The organism is Sphingobacterium sp. GQ94 (assembly GCF_059758715.1).
Map to the genome: position 1 here is coordinate 65,454 of NZ_JCAXEC010000004.1, position 25,738 is coordinate 91,191.

The following is a 25,738-nucleotide window of genomic DNA, read 5'->3' on the forward strand; positions in this document are numbered from 1 at the left end:
ATTTGGAATTATGTGTACATGCTTCATGCTCCTGTTTGTATTACAGGCATATATTGACGCGCCACGTCCTATATTTGAGACAAAAAAAGCGATTCCCCTATTCAACAAGAAAAATCTGGATGGGTGGTATGTCTTTATCCAAGACCGTGGAATAAACCAGGATCCAAAAGGTGTTTTTACCGTCAACAATGGAGTGCTCAGGATTTCCGGAGAAGAATGGGGTTGTATTACGACCAATGAAGAATACGCGGATTACAAACTGATTATGGAATTCAAATGGGGAGAAAAAACCTTTGGAAGCAGAAAAGAAAAAGCCAGAGATAATGGGCTCTTGTTTCATTCTGTCGGTGCGGATGGTGGATACTCAGGCATTTGGATGCGCTCTATCGAATGCAACATTATTGAAGGCGGCGTTGGTGATTTTATTGTAGTTGGCGATGGAACAGACGCTTTCAAGATTACAAGCCCAGTCTCTGCAGAACGTCATGGCGGTACCCCAGTGTATCAGCCTGGTGGAGAGCTTGTCACGATCAATAAAGGAAGAATAAACTGGTTTGATCGAGATCCAGCATGGAAAGATACGCTTGGATTCCGTGGTACCAAAGATCTCGATAAGCCTGTTGGGCAGTGGAACAAATTAGTTTGCATCCTCAAAGGCGACTCGATAGATATTTACCTGAATGATATCCTGGTCAATCAAGCAATACGGGTCACACCATCAAAAGGAAAGATCCAAGTCCAATCAGAGGGGGCAGAAATGTTTGTCCGCAAACTCGATATGATTCCCCTGAAAGGTTCTAAAAAATAACACTCAAAAACGCTAATTATGAAGATAACTGCATTTATTATTTACATCATGCTGGCCTTGAATTCCAGTATGTGCTATTCCCAAAGTAAACACTTATTTAATGGAAAGGACCTCTCCGGATGGACCGTTCATGGCACTGAGAAATGGTACGTCGAAAATGGCGAATTGATCTGTGAGAGTGGGCCAGAAAAAGAGTATGGCTACCTGTCCTCGAACACTTCATACACCGATTTTGAACTCACCTTGCAGTTTAAGCTTGAGGCCAATGGTAACAGCGGCGTATTTATACGTTCGAGTATAGATGGTTTGAAAATTAAAGGTTGGCAGGTAGAGGTTGCCCCTGCTGGATTACATACTGGAGGTATCTACGAATCTTACGGACGCGGCTGGTTAATCAAACCCGAAGATGAAATACAAAAAGCCCTAAAGCCTGATGGCTGGAACACAATGAAAATCCTTGCCAAGGGAGATGAAATTACAACTTGGTTAAATGGTAAGCAAATGGTTTATCTAAAGGATGAAAAAATCGGTGCGGCAAAAGGGTTTATCGCTTTGCAAATCCATGATGGAGGCGGGATAAAAGTAAGATGGAAGAATATACGCATTAAGGATCTCTCCTTATAAAGTTAGGACATACAATGAAACAGGAAAACAAAAAAATCCGTGTCTTGGTTGTCGGATGTGGAAACATGGGAGCATCCCATGCATGGGCATACCATACACTCGAGAGTTTTGAAATTTGTGGTTTGGTATCTCGCGGAAAAAGCAAAGAATCGCTAAACGAAAAATTAGGAAACGCATATGAACTATTTGATGATTTTGAAACCGCGTTAGCGACTAGCAAACCTGATGCTGTCTGTATTTCAACCTATCCGGATACACACGAGCAATACGCCGTGGCAGCGATGGAAAATGGCTGCCATGTTTTTATTGAAAAACCCATTGCCAGTTCAGTCCAAGGAGCTGAGCATGTACAGCAAGTTGCTAAAAAAACGAAAAAGAAACTTGTTGTTGGTTATATTTTAAGGCATCACCCCTCTTGGATAAAATTTATTGCTATGGCTGGAGAATTAGGAAAGCCTTTGGTGATGCGCATGAACTTAAATCAACAAAGCGATGGAGCGATGTGGACCCTTCACCGAAATTTGATGGCTAGCCTCAGCCCTATTGTGGATTGTGGTGTTCATTACATCGATGTGATGTGTCAGATGACCAGGTCCAGACCAACCCAAGTGTATGCCATTGGCGCCCGGTTGACTCAAGAGATCCCAGTAGACAATTACAATTATGGCCAACTGCAAATTCGCTTTCAGGATGGATCAGTCGGCTGGTATGAAGCCGGTTGGGGACCAATGATCAGTGAAACGGCCTTTTTCGTAAAAGATGTTGTCGGACCCAAAGGATCGGTTTCCATTGTAGCCAAACAAGCTGGTGGAGCGGGAAAATCAGGATCCATTGAAGCACACACCAAAACTGAATCTCTGCTACGCCATTATGCCGAGTTGGATTCCAATGAAAAGTTCGCCCGTACGGATGATTGGGTCGATTTAATGGACGAACCTAACCACCAAGAGCTATGCAACCGGGAACAAACTTACTTCCTTCAGTCCATACAAGAAGATCTGGATCTAAGTGACCACGTTGAGGACGCTGTTAACAGCCTACGCATTGCCTTTGCATGTGATCGTTCCATAAAAACAGGCGAAGTAGTTCACTTATAGCGTGCTCTTAAAGGAAAAGGAAATAGTCGTAATTTATTAAAAATATGAAGAACCTAACGATGAGAAAAAAAAGTATGTTAGCAGAGGGGTGGTGGGATTATACTACCTTGGATGAACAGATAATGCGTGATGCAGCTCAACTTAGTGAAAAAGATTTATTGCAACTGAGCCGCCCTGGGTTCAGAGTGATATTCCACGATACCTTGGAAGAATTTTACCTAGCAGAAGCTTTGGAATATATTGACGCCTGGAAACAGGCCACCGATTCATCGCCGGCCGGAATATGCGGTCCCATTGGTCCTACCGAACAACTCCCCTTGGTTGCACAATTAGTCAATAGTTTAAATATTTCGTTAAAGAACTGTCATTTTTGGGGAATGGATGAATGGTACGAAAATGGTAAAGAAGTTCCGGAAACACATCCTTTATCCTTTGTAAAAGCCAATCGCAACCTACTCTTTGATCAAATAAAGCCTGAACTCAGAATGCCGGAACAAAACATACATTATCCACTCGCCTCTAACCTGCAAGCCTATACCAAGAGTTTCGAGCAAATCAGATGTGTGACTATGCAAGGAGGTCAAGGAGATACTAAGCACTGGGCATTCAACGACCCATTGCCTCGGACAGGTGCCTATATCGATCAGCCCCCTACACCCGAAGAATACCGTAAATTAGGAGCTCGTGTCGTTGATTTACATCCCATCACGCTGATGCAAAACGCGCGAACCTCCGGAGGTGGTTATGTGGTTGGAGTTCCCAATCAGGCACTAACTGTAGGACCCCTTGAAACCTGGAATGCTGAGAGAATATCAATTTGGCAGGCAGGAAATCACGATAACCCATTTGGAATGCGCTTAACGGCTTTCATGATTGCTAAGGGAATTGTAGACACCGCTGTCCCAATGTCATTATTAGCAGACCATCCTCATGTAGAATTCCATTACTATAGAAAAGCAATTAAATCTGTTGAAACCGAAATGCATTAAGAAAGCAAATGAGCGATATTAACAAAACCATCTTAGCCATTGTAGCACATCCTGACGATGCAGAAATCTTGTGCGCAGGAACCTTAGCCCTTTTGAAAGAAAAGGGTTGGCATATTGAAATGGCCACCATGACCCCCGGAGATTGTGGGACCACCACCCTTTCGCGCGAAAGCATCAGTGCCATTCGAAAAAAAGAGGCAAAAAAAGCGGCTGATCTATTGCAAGCAAACTATGAATGCCTGGAATGTGACGATCTTTTTGTATTGTACGACAGGCCGACTATATTAAAAACAATCAAGTTGATCCGAAAAGTAAAGCCCAAAGTAGTTCTTACTATGAGCCCTTCTTGCTATATGGTAGATCATGAGATGACGAGCAAGTTAGTTCAAACGGCTTGCTTCAGCGCTGGAATTGTAAATGTAGAAACTGAAAATACAGATCCCTATTTTTTTACACCCTACCTATATTACATGGACGCCCTGGAGGGTAAAGATAAATTCGGAAACGATATCAAACCAAGCATGATCATCGATATCTCATCCAAAATAGCCCTAAAAGAACAAATGTTGGCCTGTCATGCCTCGCAACGTAGCTGGTTAAAAGAGCACCATGGAATGGATGAATACATTATCGCTATGAAATCCTTTTCCGCAGTACGAGGTGCACAAATATCTACCTCTTATGCAGAAGGTTACAGGCAACATCTTGGACATGCATTTCCTGAAGACAATATTTTAATGCAGGAATTAGGAAATCTAGTCCACATTAATTTATAACGGATTCAAAATTGTCCTGTTTATATTTTAACACTTACTTATGAAATTATATCGTTTAAATAGACTTTTTAATGCTGCATCAGGCAATTGCTTTGATGTGGCAATTGATCACGGTTTTTTTAATGAACCCTCTTTTTTACAGGGTATAGAAAACATCAAAAACGCCGTGGATATTTTAGTGGATGCTGCTCCTGATGCCATACAATTAACTCTGGGGCAAGCCCGCTACCTACAGGCCATGCCCGGAAAAGAAAAGCCTTCCTTGGTACTTCGAACAGATGTTGCAAATGTATATGGAAAACAGCTTCCCAGAACATTATTCAGCCGAATGATCGAGAATCCAATTGAACAGGCTATTCGGTTAGACGCTGTATGTGTGGTAGTTAACCTATTTAACATACCAGATGAGCCAGAAGTAATGGATCAATGTATTCAGAATATACTAAAGATTAAACCAGAAGCTGATCGGTATGGAATACCATTAATGATCGAGCCACTTGTTTTTCGTGCGAACAAGGAGGCTGGCGGTTATATGGTCAATGGAGATCCAGAAAAAATTATTCCATTGGTACGTCAAGGGGTAGAATTAGGTGCCGATATTATCAAGGCAGATCCCACAAACAATGTATCAGAATATCATCGTGTGGTGGAGGTAGCAGGTGACATTCCCGTCTTGGTTCGTGGCGGAGGAAAGGCCAGCGATCAAGAAATCTTGGATAGAACTTATCTGTTGATGCAACAGGGCGTTTGCGGAATTGTTTATGGAAGAAATGTTATTCAACATGCCAATCCAGGGGGAATGACACAAGCATTAATGGAGATTGTACATCGGGGAGCCAAACCCGATGAAGTTAGTCACTTATTAAAGCCCAAATTATGAAAACAGTAAATGTTGGAATTATTGGGGGCGGGTTGATGGGTAAAGAAGCGGCGAGCGCTTTTGGGCGATGGTTTGCTTTGAATGATTACCCCGTCAAAGTCCAGTTGAAAGCTGTTTGTGATGTAAATGAACAAGCACTGAGTTGGTATAAACAAATTGAAACGGTTAGCCTACTGACCACAGATTATAAAGAATTAATTCAAAGTGATTTAGTAGATGTTGTCTACATTGCTGTTCCCCATCATTTACATCGATCACTGTATATTGAAATTCTACAAGCTGGAAAAGACTTACTTGGTGAGAAACCTTTTGGTATGGATTTAGATGCAGCGAAAGAAATTGCGAAAGTCGCTACCGACTTGAAGCGATTTGCCAGATGTAGCTCAGAGATGCCCTTTTTCCCAGGTGCTCAGCGAGTTATCGAAGAGGTAAAATCAGGACGTTTAGGACAAATCATTGAGGTAAAAGCAGGCTTTTTACATTCAAGCGATATGAACCCCTTGAAACCTATCAATTGGAAAAGACAATCGCAGTACTGCGGGGAAATCGGTGTCATGGGTGATCTAGGAATTCATGTACTCCATATCCCACTTCGTTTGGGATGGAAACCCGCATTGGTGTTTGCACAACTTCAAAAGATTATCACCAGACGTCCAGATGGCAAAGGCGATTGGGCTACCGCAGATACTTGGAACAACGCTACTTTAAGTACGCGTATTCACCCAGAAGGGGAAGATATTCCGATGACCCTGGAAATGAAACGATTGGCACCTGGAGAAACCAATACCTGGTACATTGAAGTATATGGAACACAAGGAGGTGTGCGATACAGTACAAAAGATATAAAAGCGCTGTGGACCTTCAATTGGAATCAAGGCAATGAGCAATCTTGGCAGCGAACAGATCTTGGATTTCAAGTTCCATTCCCTACGGTTACCGGTGGAATATTTGAACCTGGTTTTCCGGATGCATTAATGCAAATGCTCGCAGCCTTTTTTGCTGAACGAGAGGGACAATTGTCAGAAAGTTTTGGTTGCGTAACCCTTCAGGAGGTGATCGCTAGTCATGAAATTTTTGCGGCCGCCCTAATCTCCCATGAACAGAGCAAAACCGTGGAAATACCCTCATCAAACGATGAAATTTCCAATTGAACCTAACAATCACCAGAAAAAATAGTATACCATGCACAATACAAATAGATCCGGATTGCTCGCTGCCGGAAATTGGATTCTGGACGAAGTGAAATTAATTGATAAATTTCCCCAGGAACAATCCCTGGTCAATATTTTGGATGCATTCTATAGCAATGGAGGTTCGGCCTATAATATCCTGACGGGTATGTCCCGATTGGGTGTAACCTTCCCCTTAGCAGGTATTGGATTGGTTGGAAATGACGCGAACGGCAGACGTATTCTGAGCCATTGTAATTCCATAGGCATTAACACCGAGCAAGTGCAGATTGTCTCAGATCTGCCTACCTCCCACACGATTGTTGTCTCGGTAAAGGAGACAGGCAAAAGAACTTTTTTTCACCATCGAGGGGCAAATTCAAAACTCGATACAGATCATTTTGATTTTAGTCTTTCCAAGGCACGCATCTTTCATTTAGGTTATTTGCTCTTATTGGATCAAATGGATACCATGCAAAGTAACGGGCGAACCAGGGCTTCAGAAATCTTAGAAAAGGCCAAAATTGAAGGTTTTATTACCACAGTAGATTTAGTGAGCGAAGACTCAGATCGCTTTTGCAAAATTATACCCAGTGCGTTACCTTACGTAGATTATCTGTTTCTAAATGAATATGAGGCGAGCCGGCTCGCAGCAGTCGATCTGATGAATCTAGATGATCATCAGCTTATGGAAGATCGGTGTAAAATAGCTTTTAAGACAATCTTTGAAATGGGCGTGCTCGAATGGATTATTATCCATTTTCCAGATGGGGTTTGGGCCGCACATCGCCATGGTAAGCGAATATTTCAACCCAGCTTAGCGCTTCCATCTGATTACATCATGGGTAATAACGGTGCTGGAGATGCTCTGGCAGCGGCCTTATTAATGGGAGTACATGAACAATGGTCCATGGAAGAGAGCTTAAATCTTGCCGTATGTGTAGCTGCAGCTAGCCTATCGGATCTGACCTGTTCTGATGGAATAATGGATTTTCAATCCTGTTTGGCTTTAGGTAAGAAGTTCGGATATCGCAAGAATAAAATATAATCAAGCTAAACCAGAAAGTTTCGTTTTCTGAGGTAACGATGATATTGTTTCACGATGTGTTGCGCATTCTATAATTCAATCTAAGCTCAATTTAGCCGCAATCTCTTTGCGGCTTTTGATTTTTGATTAGAAAAATCTAATTGAAAAAATACCCTAATATTTTTGACCCCAAATCCTATATTTCTTTGAAAATGGCTTCTATTAACTTAAAATCAGGTAACTCAATCCATATACCGTTCAAGCTGGATGTGTTTACATTAACTTTCCAATCTATTTCCCACTCCACCGCTTCCCTAAAAGAACTCGTTTCTAGTTTTTTGGAGATCTGAAAGTAATAAACAATACCGCGTAGAGATAATGGCAAGCCAAATCACAAGCGTCATACAGGATGGTGCATGGTGGTGCAGGATAGCGCAGGATGCATATGTTAGATCTGGACTATACATTTGTGTATTAACACAATGCAATAGGTGTTAATGCCAATTCAGCCAACATAAACTAAAATAAATCAAAATATAGCAACAGTTATCTGTGTCCAAATTGCATTAATTAATATAGTGCATCACACGATAGCCTCAATTGTAGTTAAAGTCTATAAAAGCCGAATAAACTTTTATAGACGAAAGTTAACCAAACTTAAACCGGTTTGATTCAATGTGTAATATGGAGTTAAGTGAGCATTTCTCAAAGCATGCTTGTATTTTCTATAACCCACACGTTGACTTTTATTGGAATTTTTTAATTAATTATATCAAGCTTAAATTATGGTAAATGAAAAATTTCTTTTCTTGAAAATTATTTGTTTTTTATCATTTCACCTGTTGATTTTTGAATCGGCCTCGGCCCAGGATTTAAAAATCATTGGAAATGTAAAAGATGGTGAAACTTCTTTATCTGGTGTGACTGTCCAGCTCAAGGGTGTACAAGGACGAGGAACCCAAACCGATCAAAATGGGAATTATGTTATCGATGTCCCATCTTCTTCCTCAACCCTGGTTTTTACAATGGTAGGTTATCTGGTTCAAGAAATTCCTGTAGGTGATCAGCGTGAAATCAACGTGGTTATGCAAGTAAATCCAGATGCTTTAGAGGAAATTGTGGTGGTTGGTTTTGGAACGCAAAAGAAAACTGAGGTCGTAGGTTCGGTAACCTCCGTCAGACCCAAAGATTTAAAAATTCCTGCAAGCAACCTAACTGCTGCCTTCGCAGGGAATGTGGCCGGCATGATTGCCTATCAACGTAGCGGAGAACCTGGTGCAGATAATGCAGACTTTTTCGTTCGGGGAATTACCACTTTTGGGGCCAATACTAAACCCCTTATTCTGATTGACAATATTGAACTAACCACCACGGATCTCGCGCGTCTTCAACCTGATGACATTGAAAGTTTTTCCATCATGAAGGATGCTACTGCAACGGCGTTATATGGAGCTCGCGGAGCAAACGGTGTAATTTTGGTTACAACGAAGCGAGGTGTGGAGGGTCCGGCTAAAATATCTTTTAGAACCGAGGTTTCGGCCAATACACCTACCCGCAAAATTGAACTAGCTGACCCGATTACCTATATGAAGTTACACAATGAATCGGTCTTAACCAGAAATCCGCTGGGAGATTTACCTTACTCCCAAGATAAAATTGAAAACACGCTACAACCTGGTTCGAGTCCTTATATCTATCCTGCTAATGATTGGTACGATATGCTGTTTAACGATTATTCAGTATCCGAGCGCGCAAATCTAAGCGTCACAGGTGGAGGAAAGGTAGCTCGATATTTTGTATCATCTGCTTTCTCAAAGGATAACGGAAATCTTAAGGTAGATAAAAGAAACAGTTTCAATAACAATATCGATTTTAAAAATTATAACCTACGGGCAAATGTTGACATCAATATTACCCCTTCTACTGAATTAGGTGTTCGCCTATCTGGAAATTTTGATGACTATAATGGTCCCAATCAATCCGGAGAATATATGTATAAGGCGGTAATGCGTTCAAATCCTGTTTTATTCCCGGCGACCTATCCTTTGGATGAGGATTTTAAATATGTCAAGCACATCATGTTTGGAAACAAAGAGGGGAATTACAGAAACCCTTATGCCGAGATGGTTAGAGGATATACAGATCGAACCCGTTCACAAATGTTGGCCAGTTTGGAGGTCAATCAAGATTTGAGTTTTATTACCAAAGGTTTAAAACTGATGACCATGTTGAATATCTCCAGATTGGCTGAATTTAGTATTATCCGTTCATATCAACCATATTGGTATCAACTCAAAGGAAATTACGATAGTTTTACCGGAGAATATCACCTGGACCGTTTCAATGAAAATGGAACCGAATATCTGGATTATCGAGAGAGCGGGAAGGATGTGGAGGCTACGACCTATTCGGAAACTCGGCTTAATTATAATAACGCATTTGGCAAACACGGTGTCAGCGGATTGATGGTATTTACCACCCGCCAATGGATTGCGGCCAACCAAGGGAATCTTCAATTATCATTACCCTCCAGAAATGTCGGTTTGGCAGGTAGGTCTACCTATTCCTACGATAATAAATATTTCTTTGAATTCAACTTTGGTTATAATGGTTCAGAACGATTTGCAGCAAATAACCGCTGGGGATTTTTCCCTTCTGGGGGTGTAGCCTGGGTTGTTTCCAATGAAAACTTTTTCCAAAAATATACCTCTGCCATTAGCAATCTAAAACTTCGTTATACCTACGGTTTGGTAGGAAATGATCAAATCGGTGGCCGCGCGGACAGATTTTTCTATCTCTCTCAGGTAAATATGAATGATACCGGTCGAGGGGCATGGTTTGGGGAGAATTTGGAAAATTCTGCTGCCGGGATTCGGATAAATAGGTACGCAAATGAAGCTATAACCTGGGAGAGCTCAACCAAACAAAATTTCGCACTCGAACTTGGTCTTTATAATAAAGCCAATATCATTGCGGAGTTCTTTACCGAAGAAAGAAAAAATATTTTGATGACCAGAGCAGCAATTCCTTCGACAATGGGACTACAAGCTCCCGTTCGCGCAAATATTGGAGAGGCCTCAGCACGTGGATTTGACATACAGTCTGACTTCCAACATTCCTGGAATGAACATTTCTGGACTTCAGCACGAGCAAATTTCACCTATTCGACAAGTAAATTTAAAGTCTATGAGGAACCTGAATATAAAGAAGCCTACCGCTCCAGAGTGGGTCATTCCTTATCCCAAGAATGGGGATTTATAGCAGAACGTCTATTTATGGATGATTCTGAAGCCCAAAACGCTCCTCCTCAAATGTTTGGAGGTCAATATGGGGGTGGCGACATTAAATATCTGGATGTCAATCGTGATGGTCAAATTACTGCAGCAGATATGGTTCCAATTGGTAATCCTACTTCTCCTGAAATCATTTACGGATTTGGTCTCTCGGTGGGTTATAAGGGACTTGATGCCTCCGTTTTTTTCCAAGGTTTGTCCAACGAATCATTTTGGATAGATCCTCAGGCTACTGCACCCTTCCAAAATTGGAAGGAAGATGGCGATCCTTCACCTTATCAAAATCAGGCACAATTATTACAAGCGTATGCAGACAGCCATTGGTCGGAAGATAACCAAAATCTATATGCGTTATGGCCGAGGTTAAGCAGCACCTCGGTACCCAATAACAACCAGCGAAGTACCTGGTTTATGCGTGATGGAACTTTCTTGCGCTTAAAGCAAGCTGAAATCGGCTATTCAATTTCAGGAAAATGGAAAGAAAGAATTCATCTTAACACCTTTAGGGTGTATTTAAGCGGAACCAATCTATTGATGTTTAGCAAATTCAAACTATGGGATGCCGAAATGGGTGGAAACGGTTTAGGATATCCCCTACAGAGGGTCTTTAACATCGGTATTAACATGTCATTTAATTGATTTTTAACAGATAACACGATGAAAATATTCATAAAAAATATAAAACTCAAAATTTGCATTCTCGGTGCTTTCAGTATGCTAAGTGTTTCGTGTGAAAAATACTTAGATATTGTACCCGACGATGGAGTGGCAACCCTCGAGAGTGCTTTTAGCATGCGTTCCACTGCGATTCGCTACCTGTATACCTGTTATGGTTTTTTAACATCCGAGGGTAATTTGGATGGTGACCAGGGCTACATGACGGGCGATGAATTGTGGTCTGTAATCGATCGCCGCGAAAGTGGCGGAACTTGGGGAGGCGGACTTTTTAATATCGCAAGAGGATTTCAAAATGCCTCAGCCCCTATCGCTGATGATTGGGGTGGCATCTATGAAGGAATCCGCGCGTGTAACGTCCTTATGGAAAATATTGATAAGGTTCCGGATATCCCTGAATGGGAAAAGAAACAATGGGTTGCAGAGGTTAAATTTTTAAAAGCCTATTATCATTTTCATTTAATGAAGAAATGGGGTCCTATCCCTATTATTAGAGAAAACCTTTCTATCAATGCTAGTGTAGAAGAAGTACGGGTTTATAGGGATCCAATGGATGAGTGTTTTGATTATGTTGTCGAACTTTTAAACGAAGCAATCCCAGATTTACCACTAACTGTACAGAGCCGCGATGAACTGGGTCGAATAACCAAACCAATTGCTGCTGCCGTTAAAGCGAAAATCATGGTATTCGCTGCCAGTCCTTTATTTAACAACAATAAAGATCAGGCCGGTTTAATTGATGGCAAAGGGGTACATCTGTTTAATACCACTAAAAGCCCTGAAGAAGTTTTAGCGAGATGGAAAGATGCCTCCATAGCGTGTAAAGAAGCCATTGCTATCTGTACTGAAGCTAATAACGGACTTTATGAGCATGAAGGTCGGGTACGGTTAAACGATACAATTATTCGCCAATTAAGCCTTCGCAATGCCATTACAGAAAAATGGAATAAGGAGATTATTTGGGCAAACACCCATACCTCACTCGGGGCCAATGCAAACCTGCAGCGAGCGGCAACGCCAAATCTTCAGTTCAATCAGTATCCGGATATTCCAAATCTCTACAGCCATATCCAACCACCATTAAAAATTGCAGAGACTTTTTACACCAAAAACGGGATTCCCATCGAGAATGACCTGGAATGGGCCAATTTAGATCCTTATAGTCTACGCGAGGGTACGGATGCCGAAAAATGGAGGATTAGACAAGGATACACCACTGTACAATTAAATTTCGACCGTGAACCTCGCTTTTATGCTTGGCTTGGTTTCGACGGTGGACAATGGTATGGTCAAAAACCGGAGGTAAATGATCCGCTTCCAAATGATCTATTTTGGATAGCCTCTCGATCAGGAGGTGCTCAACAGAAAAAAGGATACGATTGGGGTCCTGTGACCGGATATTTTTTGAAAAAAGTAGTTCATTATCAAAACCGACAAAGTTCCGCCTCGAGTTATGACATTGTAACCTATCCTTGGCCGATGTTGAGATTAGCGGATCTGTATTTACTCTACGCTGAGGCAATAAATGAGTTTGAAGGTCCTTCAGGAGCAAGCAGCACAGATATGTTCACGTATTTAGATGCTGTTAGAGAGCGCGCCGGACTTCCAGGAGTGAAAACAGCTTGGGACAGATTTAGTAATAGCCCAGGCAAATACAATACGCAGGTTGGTATGCGTGAGATTATTCAAAGAGAGCGATTGATTGAACTTTCATTTGAAGGGCAGCGCTTTTGGGACCTCAGGAGATGGAAACGATCAGCTGTAGAATACGAAAAAGGAATCTATGGTTACAAAATAACGGCAAGTAAACCCGAAGATTATTATCAGAAGGTACAATTGGCTAAACAACAGTTTTCCTTGAAGGATTATTTCTGGCCATTGCGCATTTCGGTCATTGAACAAAATCCAAACCTGGTACAAAATATTGGATGGTAAACCTTTGAATGTTTAAATTATGAAAAGATTATTTTTTTGTATTGCTATATGGCTTACAGTAATTGCATGTAAGGAAGAAGGAAGAATAGACTATATTGATGATAGTGCACCTGCACCTCAGCCTGTAGAAGTTATCGATGTAGAAAACACCTCTGGGGGGGCTATTATAAGATTTAAAATCCCCAATGACAACAATTTATTGGGTGTCAAAGCGATGTATGTACGCAATGGTGAGCTCGTTGAAAAAAAGGCATCATTGTATGTAGATACTCTGGTTGTTGAAGGTTTTGGAACCACAGACGCGCAGGATATTGAGTTAGTGAGTATCGGGAAAAACGAGAAAGTTTCTTCACCTGTCAGCGTGAGCATTAACCCTCTCCCACCGCCGGTTCGCTCGGTAGACTTTGATGTAGAATCGGGTTTCGGCGGCGTGATTGTTGAGCTAGAAAACAACAAAACAAATGCCGATATATCGATGGTTTTGATGGCAGATACCTCAGGAACAGGGAAGTTTGTGGATATGCAAACCTTCCACACAAAGTCCGATAAAATTAAGTTCCCAAGGAGAGGTTTGAAAATTCAGCCTACAAAATTTGGTGTTTATCTGCGTGATCGTTGGAACAACAAATCAGACACTATATTCAAAGAACTGACTCCTATCGAAGAGCAAAAAATTCCAAGTGACCTGTTCCAGAATGCCAACCTTCCGACAGATTATTTTGAAACGGCCGGGGGAAGTCAAAGTTACAGGCTTGAAAATCTATGGTTAGGTGGTGATGCTTCAGATGAAACATTTTATGCTTCATCGCATATTGCGCCCGTCCCACAGTGGTTTACAATTGACTTAGGAAGGAAGGTAAAACTTAGCCGAATTCAAAAATGGCCAAGACCGAATTATGAACTGTATTCTAGCACCGCGCCAAGAGTATTCCAAATATGGGGAAGTGATAACCCGAATCCCGATGGTAGTTGGGATGAGAGTTGGTTTTTAATCGCAGAATTAGAACAGTTTAAACCTTCTGGTTATCGTGAAGGTAGAGAAGTAGGGCCTATTACAGATGAAGATAGAGATTACTGGTACAATAGAACAGAATTTGACATTATGCCAACCGAATTGGCACCAGATCCCTATCGCCCGGTAACCCATGTACGAGTAAAAGTGTTATCTACTTTTCAAACATATGGTACTGAATCCAATAAGAGCCAGGTTATTATAGGCCAGCTCGTATTTTGGGGACAATTTGTTGATTAAGCAATAAGCTCATAACATTAATTTAAAAGAGATGAAAAAGTATTTTATATATCTATTGTCCTTCATTACGCTCCTTGCGGCCTGCAAGGAAATGGATAGCGAATATAAGGATTTCATTGTGCCTAACGGGCTGACCTATCCACAAAAAGCGGATTCACTGAAGATATTTCCGGGCTTTAATAGGTTGAGACTACAATGGTTGAAACCAAAATTTCCTGGAGTCAAGTATTCAATGGTATATTGGAATAATTATGTAGATTCCTTAAAGGTAGATTTTGATCCAAATAGCGATACCGTGTCTGTGGATATATCTAATTTAAGTGAGAACTCCTATTCTTTCAATATAAAAAACTATGATGAGCAGGGAGTCTCATCAATTCCAGTGGAAGGAACCGGAACTCCATATGGGGAGAACTTCTTAATCGGAGCTTCAGATCGGACCTATATTAGTGCCCTCAGAGATGATCAGGGAATCGGTACCATTATCTGGGGAAACAAAACACCAAATTTGGTTTACACCGAGGTGCGCTATACAAACTCCTTGGGTATTGTGAAGACAGCTCAGCTCGAGGTGGAAGAAAGTATATTGGTCTTACCAGACATTGATCCCAATAAACATTTCGAATACCGATCCGTCTTTCTCCCTCCCAAGGGTATTGATCTGATGAAAAAAGAATGGAAAACCTCAGAAAAAGTGTTCTTATTTAAATATCCTAGAGATACCTGGAGTATCGAGGCACGATCAGGTAATCACGACTGGGGTGATGGTGGTGGTGGTCAACCTACTTTGTTACTAGATGGAAATACCACAACAGGCTGGCATTCTAAGGTTGGAAGTACCATGCCGCAGGTTGTTGTTACAGATATGAAACAGTCTTTAAGAATAGACCATATAGCCATCGTTCCCCCCTCAAATGTCAGTTGGAGGTACATGAATGAAGTGGATGTTTATATTACGGATCAACCCATTACCGCAGATGTACCGAATGAAAGTTGGGGAGAACCTGTTATAGCCTCTGTTATTTACAAGGGTGAAGATATCTTTAAAATTAACTTACCCGAAGCCAAAACCGGCAGGTATATAGGAATCGTTTTTAAAGATTCTAAATCCCAGACGTATATAAGTTTTATGGAACTCGAGGTATATGGTTTCTGACGACCATAATCAGCTTTTTAGCTGATTAATAATAACAAACATGATCAAGGGGCGAGGTTTTATGAAACCCCGCCCCTTGATCTTAACCGACTATACGTAACCACCGTAAACCCCCATCCTTATTATGGAATAATAACTCCACAAATCATTCAGATTATATGAGGAGATTTATCCAATGAATTTCTCATTGAAAAAAGAAAATGGGGCAATCAATTAAACGAATTATCTACAGCAAACCTCACTGACTCCCCCGATTTCTTAAAAATAAAGTATAATTTAGGAAAATGAAACTACTCTTTTCTTTTTTGTTATTCCTTTACATCCAAGGAAGTATTGCACAGACAGCAGACACTATTTGGTATGACAATAAATGGAAAAAAACGGATAATGTAGATGCAAGGCACTATTCACGCGTTATTGAAAAGATTGAACAAAACAAATTTCATGTAAAGGATTATTACGAAACAAATGCGCTCCAAATGGAAGGCTATTTTTCCTCATTAGAACCCGAACTGAAACATGGAAAATTTATCTACTGGTTTAGAAATGGAAATAAACAGATGGAGGCTACCTATCAGGAAGGCCAAGCTGTTCAAATCTGTCAATTCAATGAGAAAGGTGAGATTGTCAAAGAATGGGAACGCATTAGTGTGATAGAAATGAAAGACGGAAAACCTATCACAGTATACAAAGGAATTCAACGCTCAGCTCGATTTCCTGGCGGTCAGCACGCATTAAATGCCTATATCATTGAAAACCTTCAACTCGTAAAAGAAAGCACATTAAAGGGAAAGGTAATTGTACAATTTACGGTAAATAAAGCTGGTAAAGCCGTAAATCCAGTTGTAACTACAGGTTTAAGTTCCAAGCATGACCAGATGGTGGTGGATTTAATTAACAAAATGCCCAATTGGGAGCCAGCTAAACAAGACAATAGGCGTATTGAAATAAAAACTCAACTTCCCATAAATTTTGAATAGTCAGATTGCTAAATACAACCCTTTGCTGATTCAATGTATAGCGAGGTAAGCTCCTGATAAACTGCATTGGATTAATTCGCCTGAACTGACGGTCCAATAATAAGAGATTACGAACCATTTCATGTTTAATTTTTTAGTTCAACAATTGAATTGAGTTCCCTGTCCTAAAAAATCACGATATCTCTTTTCAACACCAATTAAATTTTAGCTAACTTTGCTGCTTCATATTCATTTAATAATTCAGCAGTGTCCTTAGATAAATTAAAGCTTAGTAAACGTCTTCATGCTTCTATGAGCGATTTGGGTTATATAACAGCAAAAGAAATCCAACTAAAATCACTCTCCCGAATAATTGGTGGCCATAGTATTATTGCCATTGCCCCTGAAGGTGCGGGAAAAACTACAACGTACGTTCTAGGGGTATTGATGCGTTTAAAATACACGCAAGATGAGGCACCAAAATTCTTAATTCTGGCGCCTAATGAAGAAAGAATTGCTGAAATAGTTGATCGTTTTCTAACCATTAGCAAAAATAAGGACCTTCATATCATGGGACTCAAAGCGAGCGGAAGTATCGAAGAAGAAATTGAAGATTTAATCCGTGGTGTTGATATTGTAGTAGCAACCCCAAACCGCGCCCGTGCTGTTTATCTTAAATTAGGTCTGAATTTAAACCGCATTCAGACTTTCATCATCGATGATGCTGAAGAGATTGTGAAACAAGGAATGCAAACAACTGTTCGTGAATTGGCACAAAGCTGCGGAGATGTTCAATATTTAGCATTTAGCACCGTCGAACATGAGAAATTGCATATGATGATAGATAATTTTATGCCTTTCGCTACAGTCATTGAAGTTGAAGAACTTGGAGAACAGATCGTTGAAACGCATGAACTGATGCTGTACCAAGTGGCCAATTTTACCACCAAAATCAATTTGCTAAATTCCTTAATGAAGGATGAGGAAGTTTTTGATAAAGTTGTTGTATTTGTGAACAGCCGCTTGACTGCACATAACCTATTTCAAAGACTACATGTTAAAAAAGGAGAAGCTGCTGTATTGAACCCGGTTTATCATGATGATTTGGGAATTGATGATATCAATGATTTTAAGCAAATCCCTGAATGTCGAATACTCTTTGTTGCCAATGAAGGCTCAAACGATATTGATTTAAGTGGAATTCCTTTTATTTTCCACTTTGAAGTTCCGGAAAATAGAGAAGTTTTTGTGAAACATGCTCTAAAAAATTCAAACGATGAAACCATCGTTATCACATTTGCAACAGACCTTGAACTTCCTGATCTCAAAAAAATAGAACAATCTTTAGGGAAGAAAATTCCTCTGATGCCCTTCCCTGATGATGTTATGATCTATCAGGCGCCCAATAATCCAAAAGAAAAGAGTGAAATAGACGAATCAAAAGGCGGTGCTTTCCATAAAAAGAAAGAAAGCAATAGCAAGACCTATAATTACGGCGGTGGTACAAAAGCCAAAATGACGATGAAAAATAAGAAAAGGTAACGTCCTGACTCAATTAAGCTCCGCTCCGTAAACTTAGCGGAGCCAAATATCTAACGCTAGATGCTAATAAATATTGGCTAGTCTCGCCTCCTAGTTACCGGCTCCTTTTTAGACCTTAGCAGTGACATAACATTCCTGGGAGTTAAGAATTATAAGAATTTCAATTCCATCGCTCAACTCAATCTGAGTTTTAGCGTAAATCGTATCTCTAAAATATGCTTCAAAAATAAGTCTACGACAATTTCACACCTCAATTCTACCCTTTATTCAAACTCGGCAAGATCTTGCTAATTAAACACCATATAGTTTTCAAAGACACTACTGAGGAAAATCTAAATAACTCAGTTGGTCGGGTTTAAACTTCACTTGATTATAATAACAAAGGAGAAATCTTGCTCTTTAAGCTGCAATTGTCCCTTAAATCATTCGATATAGTCACTTTGTAGTCGTAAATAAATCAGGTTGTAGACCTTTCAGTATTGTATATACCAAATTGTTAACCGAATTTTATCGAGGTCATCGTATCCTTTATGCATTCTTCAAAGATGTGCAAAGGATAAAAAAAGGGAATCAATACGCATTACTTATTTTGATGCTATTGACTGATCCAAATTAGCCGTTACTCATAGCATTAATGGGCATTTAAACTAAACCAGGAATGCCGAACGAGGGGATTCGTTTTCAAAATTTAAATATTAATAATATGAAGTCTAGTATTTTAGAACGCATTTTGGAGTTAGGTGGTAATATTGATGGTCTCGAAGGAAACTCTCTACAAGAAGATTTGCAAGCCATTAAGTTAAAAAGTCCGCTCTACACAAAACCAGTAGACACTCCTTGGAGTAAGGCTGAAGAAATGGAACCGATTGATGGTCTGGCAGACTATATCATTAAACATGAAGATTTATTAAAAAGTAATAAAGAACATTTTTATGAACAAATGTTGAGTCATTATTTTACTGAGAACCTTGAGGATAAGCCCAATGCACAAAGTTATTATATTAGTAAAAAATTTACTCCGTTTACTTCGGGGAGCGAAGATTTTAAGGAATGGGAAGGAATCATCGTTGAATCCAACGTTCGGGAAGTAGTAAAAGGGAAGCGCCTTGAGTTTATGCAAATCATATGGTCCTATAGCTATCCTGATTTCTATTTTATTTGCCTGAGTGATCCTAATCCTGACAATCCAATAGTCTATGGCACAGATCACGAAGATTTTTTTTCTGAGATCGAATCATATGGCACATTAGAGGAGTTTCTATATACTTATTATTCCACAAAAGAATTAATCCAAGCGGTAGAACATAGAATTAACTCATAAAAAATGATAGTTTAGAAATACAAAATATTCGCTGAATATAATAATTGCAGTCAGAAATCACGGAATTCAAGTAAATGTCAGCTCTAATTTTCGTAAAAAGGATAAATAATCCAGTTTAAAATATACTATTTGAAATTTCTGATAGTTTGGGAAGTATATTTCTTAGTTTCTAAGCTATGTTTTATAATTTTAAAATATGTTAGAAGAGAAATTCTATTATTTAAATCAACCTTAGAACTTAACGGGTTTTGATAATGATACCAAACAGACTTTTTGCTTAATTTATCATTCTCGGTTCTTATTGAATTATTTATAAAGGACAAAACTTCCGTTTTATTTTTGATAATTTTATCGAAGCTGGCTTTACATCTTGAGGTATCAATTGATATATCCTTTCCTTTATTTAAGGATAATCTTTTTTCATACTCGTGCTTACTCTCTAAAAGAATTAGAAGCTCTTTAGTGTAATCATCAACACGAGTTTGAGCAGCTATATTACTGATTATGCCAAAGAAATGAAGATTAAAAAGATATTTCTCATTTTTTATTATTTTAATTAGCTTCCATTGGTAGGATAATTTATACTTTAAAGTATATGAGTTAAAATATAAATTTGTTTATTGTTTTAATAGGTTTTTAAATATACTACTATTTACAGGTATTTCAATAGTTATGTCAAATCGAACTTTATTCAGAACTGGATATCGATACCAGAGTAATATGAAATCCCTAATTATCCATCATATTTCAACATCGGGTTCCAAAAAATTATAAAAGGATTGATAGCTTTCTTTATTTCCCACTGGAAGTGATAGATATTTTCCATTTCTTTTCATATTTAGTGTGACACGACCTTCAATATATTGATAGAAAAAGTTTCGGTTGAACAATACCCCCTGTGCACAGTGCTTAAACCATTCTACTGGCAATAAATCTTTTGTTTTTTGAAAAGTATCCCCAGATATTTCCGTTTGACCACCTACCATATAAATGGTTACTTTTTTATTCTCAGTCATAATGTATATGATATTTTTCCATTCTATCAACCTACGTTGATTCCGTACTGGCCCTTTCAGTAATAAATACGAGTAATTATCATCAAGACGAACTTCCGATGCGGGGAGCAATTCGTATAGTTGTTTGTTCAAACGCCGTAGAGCACCTAGTAATCTGCTCTTACTAACCTTTTTTAGTAACACGTCAACAAGTGCCATATCATATCCAATATCTTCATACTTTTGGAAGGAAGTATATAAAATTGTTGGGATTTTGGGATTTGCCAATGTATTAAGAAATTCAAATCCTGTACTATTGGCTAATTCCATGTCAAGAATCAAGAAATCTACCGGATTGGACTGCAAAAATCGTCTGGCGTCCTTCTCCTTGGTAAATTCATTGATAATATCTATAAATTCGATATCTTGTAATAAGTCCAATAAATGATCGATTGCTTCTCTTTGGTCGTCAATAATAATTCCTGTCCATTTTCTCATATTTTGTGTTTTGGCTATAGTTTAACTACCAGTTGTACTTCGTAATGACTATCATCTTCATTAATTATTAAGCTATGATCGTCTCCATAAATCATTTCCAACCGATTCCTTAAATTTTGCAACCCCATTCTATGGCTTATTGATTGATATCCCTTTGGACGTTTTCGGTTACGAACACTCATAGTGTACCGCATATGTCCAACCGTTATATCCACTTTTATAGGGTCGCCCTGTTGACTACAGTCACCATGTTTTATAGAGTTTTCTATTAAGGTTAATAGACACTCGTGGGTGGAACTGAAAACTGCATAAGGCTGCCCGAAACAGACACCTCAATAAACTTATCCTCTACTGATATATCTTTATGAATAGCGATAAAATTATTCACGGCTTGAACTTCATCGTCTAATAAAATAGTTTTGGGACTGTTAAGGTCATGCGCCTTCATGTAAAATTGCATCATTACATATAGCCTTCCCATTTGATCAGCTATAGATGGGGTTATAAATTTCAAGGTGTCTTCCCATATTAAAAATATGTTAGCAAATGTGTGTGGAGGGACTTGAGCTGCAATTGCCGAATATTCAAATTCTTTACGCTCGTATTCTGCCTGCCTCCTCAATTCCATTTCCTTAATTTTCTGTCCGGATTCGAGAAGTTTACCATCGTAATGAAATGTAATCAATGCTAGAATACTAAAGTGACCATGCATTATCAACAAAGTCTGCAGGAACTCTTGCCAAGTTAATGTATAATTGGGCACAACATAGGCTCCATACACCAATGAAATCGCAAATCCCCCATATAACACGAAATAGATTATCGATGAACTGCAAACATAAAATAAGAACAAATAAAACAAACCTGTCCATCTTTTTTGATGGAGAAAGTAATGGTTCAATATATAGGAAATCGAATAATAAACAAATGCGAAGTATGGCAGAGTGATAAGCACTGTAAAAATAGTCATATCTTTATTCGCTAAAATATTAATGGCGTAGAAATAAACACCATAAACCAACCAATATAAAGTATATTTTTGCCATTTTCTCATAAGATACTAGGTTAAAATGATTGGTTAATGATATGAATAAATATAAATCTAGATTTTAAGGTAATGATAATTATCTAAAAATTAAAAAAAACATTATTATTTATAATTTTATCATATCTAGATGCATCTATATTATATATTTCATAAGTCAACTTATCCATTAAGTAACAAAGTTCACCTTTTTGAAAAGGAATGTATCTAATATCCGATTGGCATTTCAAATCTTTTTTTGATGTATCAATAAAACTATGCACATAAGACCAGCCTTCCCAAGGGATTTTATTCTTAAGAAGGGCGCTCGATAACTGACTATAAATGGATATTATAAGATTATCTGTAAAATCTCTTCTATTCTCTTTAGAAGTATAAGCAGAATAATAATCCAAATAATCTAATAGAAAAGAATCGGAATTAATTTGAGTGGGAGCTATCATTAAACAAACTGGCTTAGCCAGTAAGTAAGCAATTTGTGCAAAACCAGTTCGCACCCACAAATGTCCTTTCAATACTTCAACACTTTGAAACCCCTTCTTCCCCTGCTTGGCTATTGATAAAGCACCAGTACCACCATCCGCATAAATAAAGATCAAATATCCGTCTTCTATAGATTGTCTAACCTTATAGAAAACCTGAGGATTCTCTGCTTCGATAAATTTCAGATTAGCATAAATTTCAGGAGGTAGTATATCTGAATAATATTTTTCATGTTGACTCTTAATATCCCTGCTTACCATAATACATATCTTAAATCCAATTTTTAGTAGTGATAATGGTAAAAGCCTGTAGTAACCATAATGAAAGGTTACAATTATAGGGGATAATTTCAGAAACTTTTTTAATCGATCTGTCATTTGATCAGTTGAACTCCCCAATAGATCTAACGTACACTGCTCCTTTGCATAGATCATACTTGATTCAAACAATTTTAATTGTACACTGACCTGTTTTTCATCAGTTAACTGTTGCATATTGGCCGAATAGAATGAAAAATCAATCCAATCTTGCTCAAGATATGGAGTCATTATTTTTTTCCATGTACTCATAATTTTTATTTCTAACATTAAGATTATAGCTATTAATACATTACAATTTGAATATATCTCAACTTTGCTAGGAAATGGATAATTCGAAATCGATATGTCCAAGTTCCAAAATTCGATATTTCGACACTCAAATTTTTATATCTATTATTTATAAAAGCCGTCCTAGAAAGAACGGCTTAATGGAAATTTGATTAAAATGGAAATGCAATCTTGCATTTTCTCGGTGCTGAACTTTGAATCTCACTAACCATCTCCTCAAAGGAAACAGGAATGACGTCCAAAAGATCAAACATTTCTAAAAACAACTGAGTGTCCATAGATTTATCCTATTAAAAATGAAACCATATCCTGGTCTTGCACCAGGCCTACAGCTTCAAGCGCTTGAAGGCTATTGATCGATCAAAAACAAAGATTTATCAAATCCGCAAAAAAAACAACAAGGAAAGGTTGTAATACCAAGTTGGTCCCGAGATAATACCCTTTTCCCCTATTTTTCCTTAGCAAAAGCCATTATAGAGCCCGCAATTCCATTGATGAATGATCAATGAGATCATATAACAACAATTTTTATATCTTTAACTTACTGAAAAACAATTGTTTAAATTTAAAATCACAAGAGATATTTTAAATCACATTTTCAAACTGATTGCAATCATTTTTAGTTGAAATAAACACGTGATACTGATGATGTCAACCCTATACATATTGCAAGAAACCGTGGATCATTACCTTGAACACGAATACAAAATAGATTCAAAAGAAAACGATTCTATTAAAGAATTATGCAAAAAAGCCATGGTAGATATGACTCAGATTTATAGACAATATATTGATATTAACATAGCTGCCCAGGCATCAAACCAATGTTATACTTTACTCATACATCTTCTAGATCAATTGACTTTGAAACCTAACAGTATCGCCATATTCAACAATGCAAAAGATTTACTGCAGTTATTTGAATACCACTATGGACATCACATTAAGCCGAATAATGTCCTTCCACAGTATGAACAAGAGGATTTAAAGGAATCCGTTTCAAAGCGGCTGCCCGATATAATCCAGAAACTAAAGAGTAAATCAGTACCTGTAATTTTTCTTGATGAGTTGGGTTATGCCATGAGTAGCTTATTCCACCCTAATAAACTACCCGAGCTTAGCTATAATCATCGGAACTACTTGCCTAAACTATTGAATGCGCTGGACAACATAGCCGAAGACAAAAGATCCAAATCCTGGACTAATCGTTTCATCCATCTGCTGGTGAATTTTAATTTCAATTATATGGGTTTTTACAATCGTTGGGAAAATATGCAGGATGAACAACTTGAAACAGCAATTATGCAAGGGAATGTTGAAACCACCTTGCTTCGCCTAGAGATGGAATTAAATCGTTTCGGCATAAAATCAAACTTGGCTTATAATCATTGCCGTAAATCTTTATTAACTTACATGCAGAATTATCTCGAACTTAAGAAAAAAATAGTCAAGGTTACACTGCGAAATAGCCTACTGAACAACCATTCATTTATTCCTCTCAATATAAACGGCAACGAGGCGAAACTCTTTTTCCATGCAGGCTACGCTGTAAATCTATTCACCGCAGGTAATAAAGAAGAGACCGCAAAAGCAATTGCTCCTAATATCCGTACGCAATCGGGTATCATGCTTACTTATCAAAGCCTTGGCAAATATGATAAAGACAAGCTTGCCCCACAAGCCAATGCCGTTATCCGCAAGTTAAAAGATATGACTAAGTTTCTCGAAGAAGATTTTAGATAAATTTAATTATTTAAAAAAACTAGGGGCTATCCCCTTTTTCCCCTCTAATTTTACGTACCAATTAACCGCAGATGTCTTCCTTATTAATCCGTTAACTAAGAAATCAATAAGAATCTACTTCTTTAAATAATATGCTAATCATCCCCCAATCTTTTATTTAACTCCTTTATAATGCTTGAAATTGAACCTTTTGTGTTGAATTTCCTCCCCCTGCATCTCACATCTTTTGATATACATTTGAATTGTAACTAGCAAACGTGATAGTAAACATAAACTAATCAAAACGCAAAAATAGAATGGTTAACTCTCGATTTCGCGAACGAAAAGAAAACAAAAAGATGAAAACAAAGGACTATGCTCTTCATATCATAACTATAGTCTTGTTGATATTATGGATACCTGTAAGTTTAGATAAGATATTAAACTTCAGCACTTTCCAAGCAGGTATCCTTAGGCAACCATTTGCAGACAAACTAGGTTATTTTTTGATCTATATCTCACCAATACTGGAAATTTTTACGGTCGTATTAATTTTAATTTCGAAATATAGGCGGATCGGATTTTGGCTATCCTCGCTATTGATGACCACCTTTACTATCTATATTAGCGTTGCACTCCTAGGCGCCTGGGAAAAATTACCTTGTGGATGTGGCTCGGTAATCTCAGGCATGAACTGGAACCAACATCTTTGGTTCAATCTGTTTTTCTTGGTAATCAGCATTATTGGTGTTATGTGGCAAAAGAAAATACAAACTAATTATCTAGAATCCAGCGAAAGATTTCCATCAATAACGGAAGCTCCAGAAAATATTAAACAAAGCCAACATAGGCTTTAATTGAATAGCACAATAACACAAAACGGA

General features: G+C 38.4%; 20 protein-coding genes. 17 read left to right on the plus strand and 3 right to left on the minus strand.

All coding sequences use genetic code 11. From position 1 onward, the window contains the following. Positions 1-10: 10 nt before the first annotated feature. The 15 genes from AC6CHH_RS05370 (at position 11) to AC6CHH_RS05440 (ending at position 19,503) form a co-directional block, all read left to right on the plus strand. Positions 11-808, plus strand: coding sequence for a 3-keto-disaccharide hydrolase (locus tag AC6CHH_RS05370; protein ID WP_498280496.1), 798 nt, complete (start codon positions 11-13; stop codon positions 806-808). Positions 809-826: 18 nt separating this feature from the next. Continuing rightward, on the plus strand, positions 827-1,432 hold the full coding sequence (locus AC6CHH_RS05375; RefSeq protein WP_498280498.1) for a 3-keto-disaccharide hydrolase: 606 nt from the start codon (positions 827-829) through the stop codon (positions 1,430-1,432). A gap of 14 nt (positions 1,433-1,446) precedes the next feature. Further along, complete coding sequence (locus tag AC6CHH_RS05380) at positions 1,447-2,529, plus strand: Gfo/Idh/MocA family protein (RefSeq protein WP_498280500.1); 1,083 nt, start codon at positions 1,447-1,449, stop codon at positions 2,527-2,529. A 44-nt stretch (positions 2,530-2,573) separates the two neighbouring features. Next, the gene (locus tag AC6CHH_RS05385) at positions 2,574-3,518 is read left to right on the plus strand and encodes a sugar phosphate isomerase family (RefSeq protein ID WP_498280502.1); all 945 of its coding nucleotides are present in this window, start codon (positions 2,574-2,576) and stop codon (positions 3,516-3,518) included. 8 nt (positions 3,519-3,526) lie between these two features. After that, positions 3,527-4,294, plus strand: coding sequence for a PIG-L deacetylase family protein (locus AC6CHH_RS05390; protein ID WP_498280504.1), 768 nt, complete (start codon positions 3,527-3,529; stop codon positions 4,292-4,294). A gap of 40 nt (positions 4,295-4,334) precedes the next feature. Next, positions 4,335-5,174, plus strand: coding sequence for a class I fructose-bisphosphate aldolase (locus AC6CHH_RS05395; RefSeq protein ID WP_498280506.1), 840 nt, complete (start codon positions 4,335-4,337; stop codon positions 5,172-5,174). Continuing rightward, positions 5,171-6,325 carry a Gfo/Idh/MocA family protein gene (locus tag AC6CHH_RS05400; protein ID WP_498280508.1) on the plus strand — a complete coding sequence of 385 codons (1,155 nt, stop codon included), beginning with the start codon at positions 5,171-5,173 and terminating at the stop codon, positions 6,323-6,325. The genes AC6CHH_RS05395 and AC6CHH_RS05400 overlap by 4 nt, the downstream gene beginning before the upstream one ends. A 31-nt stretch (positions 6,326-6,356) precedes the next feature. Then, the gene (locus tag AC6CHH_RS05405) at positions 6,357-7,391 is read left to right on the plus strand and encodes a carbohydrate kinase family protein (RefSeq protein ID WP_498280510.1); all 1,035 of its coding nucleotides are present in this window, start codon (positions 6,357-6,359) and stop codon (positions 7,389-7,391) included. Between the two features lie 788 nt (positions 7,392-8,179). Then, on the plus strand, positions 8,180-11,302 hold the full coding sequence (locus AC6CHH_RS05410; RefSeq protein ID WP_498280512.1) for a SusC/RagA family TonB-linked outer membrane protein: 3,123 nt from the start codon (positions 8,180-8,182) through the stop codon (positions 11,300-11,302). Positions 11,303-11,320: 18 nt separating this feature from the next. Beyond that, positions 11,321-13,273, plus strand: coding sequence for a RagB/SusD family nutrient uptake outer membrane protein (locus AC6CHH_RS05415; RefSeq protein ID WP_498280514.1), 1,953 nt, complete (start codon positions 11,321-11,323; stop codon positions 13,271-13,273). A 19-nt stretch (positions 13,274-13,292) separates the two neighbouring features. Beyond that, positions 13,293-14,525 carry a DUF4959 domain-containing protein gene (locus tag AC6CHH_RS05420; RefSeq protein ID WP_498280516.1) on the plus strand — a complete coding sequence of 411 codons (1,233 nt, stop codon included), beginning with the start codon at positions 13,293-13,295 and terminating at the stop codon, positions 14,523-14,525. Between the two features lie 31 nt (positions 14,526-14,556). Beyond that, complete coding sequence (locus AC6CHH_RS05425) at positions 14,557-15,681, plus strand: DUF4998 domain-containing protein (protein ID WP_498280518.1); 1,125 nt, start codon at positions 14,557-14,559, stop codon at positions 15,679-15,681. A 284-nt stretch (positions 15,682-15,965) separates the two neighbouring features. Beyond that, positions 15,966-16,661 carry an energy transducer TonB gene (locus AC6CHH_RS05430; RefSeq protein ID WP_498280520.1) on the plus strand — a complete coding sequence of 232 codons (696 nt, stop codon included), beginning with the start codon at positions 15,966-15,968 and terminating at the stop codon, positions 16,659-16,661. Positions 16,662-16,907: 246 nt separating this feature from the next. Beyond that, positions 16,908-18,182, plus strand: a complete 1,275-nt coding sequence (locus AC6CHH_RS05435) for a DEAD/DEAH box helicase (RefSeq protein ID WP_498280522.1) — start codon at positions 16,908-16,910, stop codon at positions 18,180-18,182. 703 nt (positions 18,183-18,885) lie between these two features. Next, positions 18,886-19,503 (plus strand): hypothetical protein, encoded by a 618-nt coding sequence (locus AC6CHH_RS05440; RefSeq protein WP_498280524.1) that lies wholly within the window; start codon positions 18,886-18,888, stop codon positions 19,501-19,503. Between the two features lie 740 nt (positions 19,504-20,243). Here the strand turns inward: AC6CHH_RS05440 and AC6CHH_RS05445 are convergent. The 3 genes from AC6CHH_RS05445 to AC6CHH_RS05455 form a co-directional block, all read right to left on the minus strand. Then, entirely contained in the window at positions 20,244-20,996 is a 753-nt protein-coding gene (locus AC6CHH_RS05445; protein WP_498280526.1) for a LytR/AlgR family response regulator transcription factor, read from the minus strand. A 274-nt stretch (positions 20,997-21,270) separates the two neighbouring features. Then, complete coding sequence (locus tag AC6CHH_RS05450; RefSeq protein WP_498280528.1) at positions 21,271-22,050, minus strand: hypothetical protein; 780 nt, start codon at positions 22,048-22,050, stop codon at positions 21,271-21,273. 74 nt (positions 22,051-22,124) lie between these two features. After that, positions 22,125-23,111, minus strand: a complete 987-nt coding sequence (locus tag AC6CHH_RS05455) for a hypothetical protein (protein WP_498280530.1) — start codon at positions 23,109-23,111, stop codon at positions 22,125-22,127. A gap of 666 nt (positions 23,112-23,777) precedes the next feature. On the opposite strand from AC6CHH_RS05455, the gene AC6CHH_RS05460 reads away from it, so the two are divergent. Together AC6CHH_RS05460 and AC6CHH_RS05465 are read left to right on the plus strand one after the other, a co-directional pair. Next, the gene (locus AC6CHH_RS05460; RefSeq protein WP_498280532.1) at positions 23,778-24,875 is read left to right on the plus strand and encodes a hypothetical protein; all 1,098 of its coding nucleotides are present in this window, start codon (positions 23,778-23,780) and stop codon (positions 24,873-24,875) included. A gap of 338 nt (positions 24,876-25,213) precedes the next feature. Continuing rightward, complete coding sequence (locus AC6CHH_RS05465; protein ID WP_498280534.1) at positions 25,214-25,711, plus strand: MauE/DoxX family redox-associated membrane protein; 498 nt, start codon at positions 25,214-25,216, stop codon at positions 25,709-25,711. The last annotated feature ends 27 nt before the right edge of the window (positions 25,712-25,738 follow it).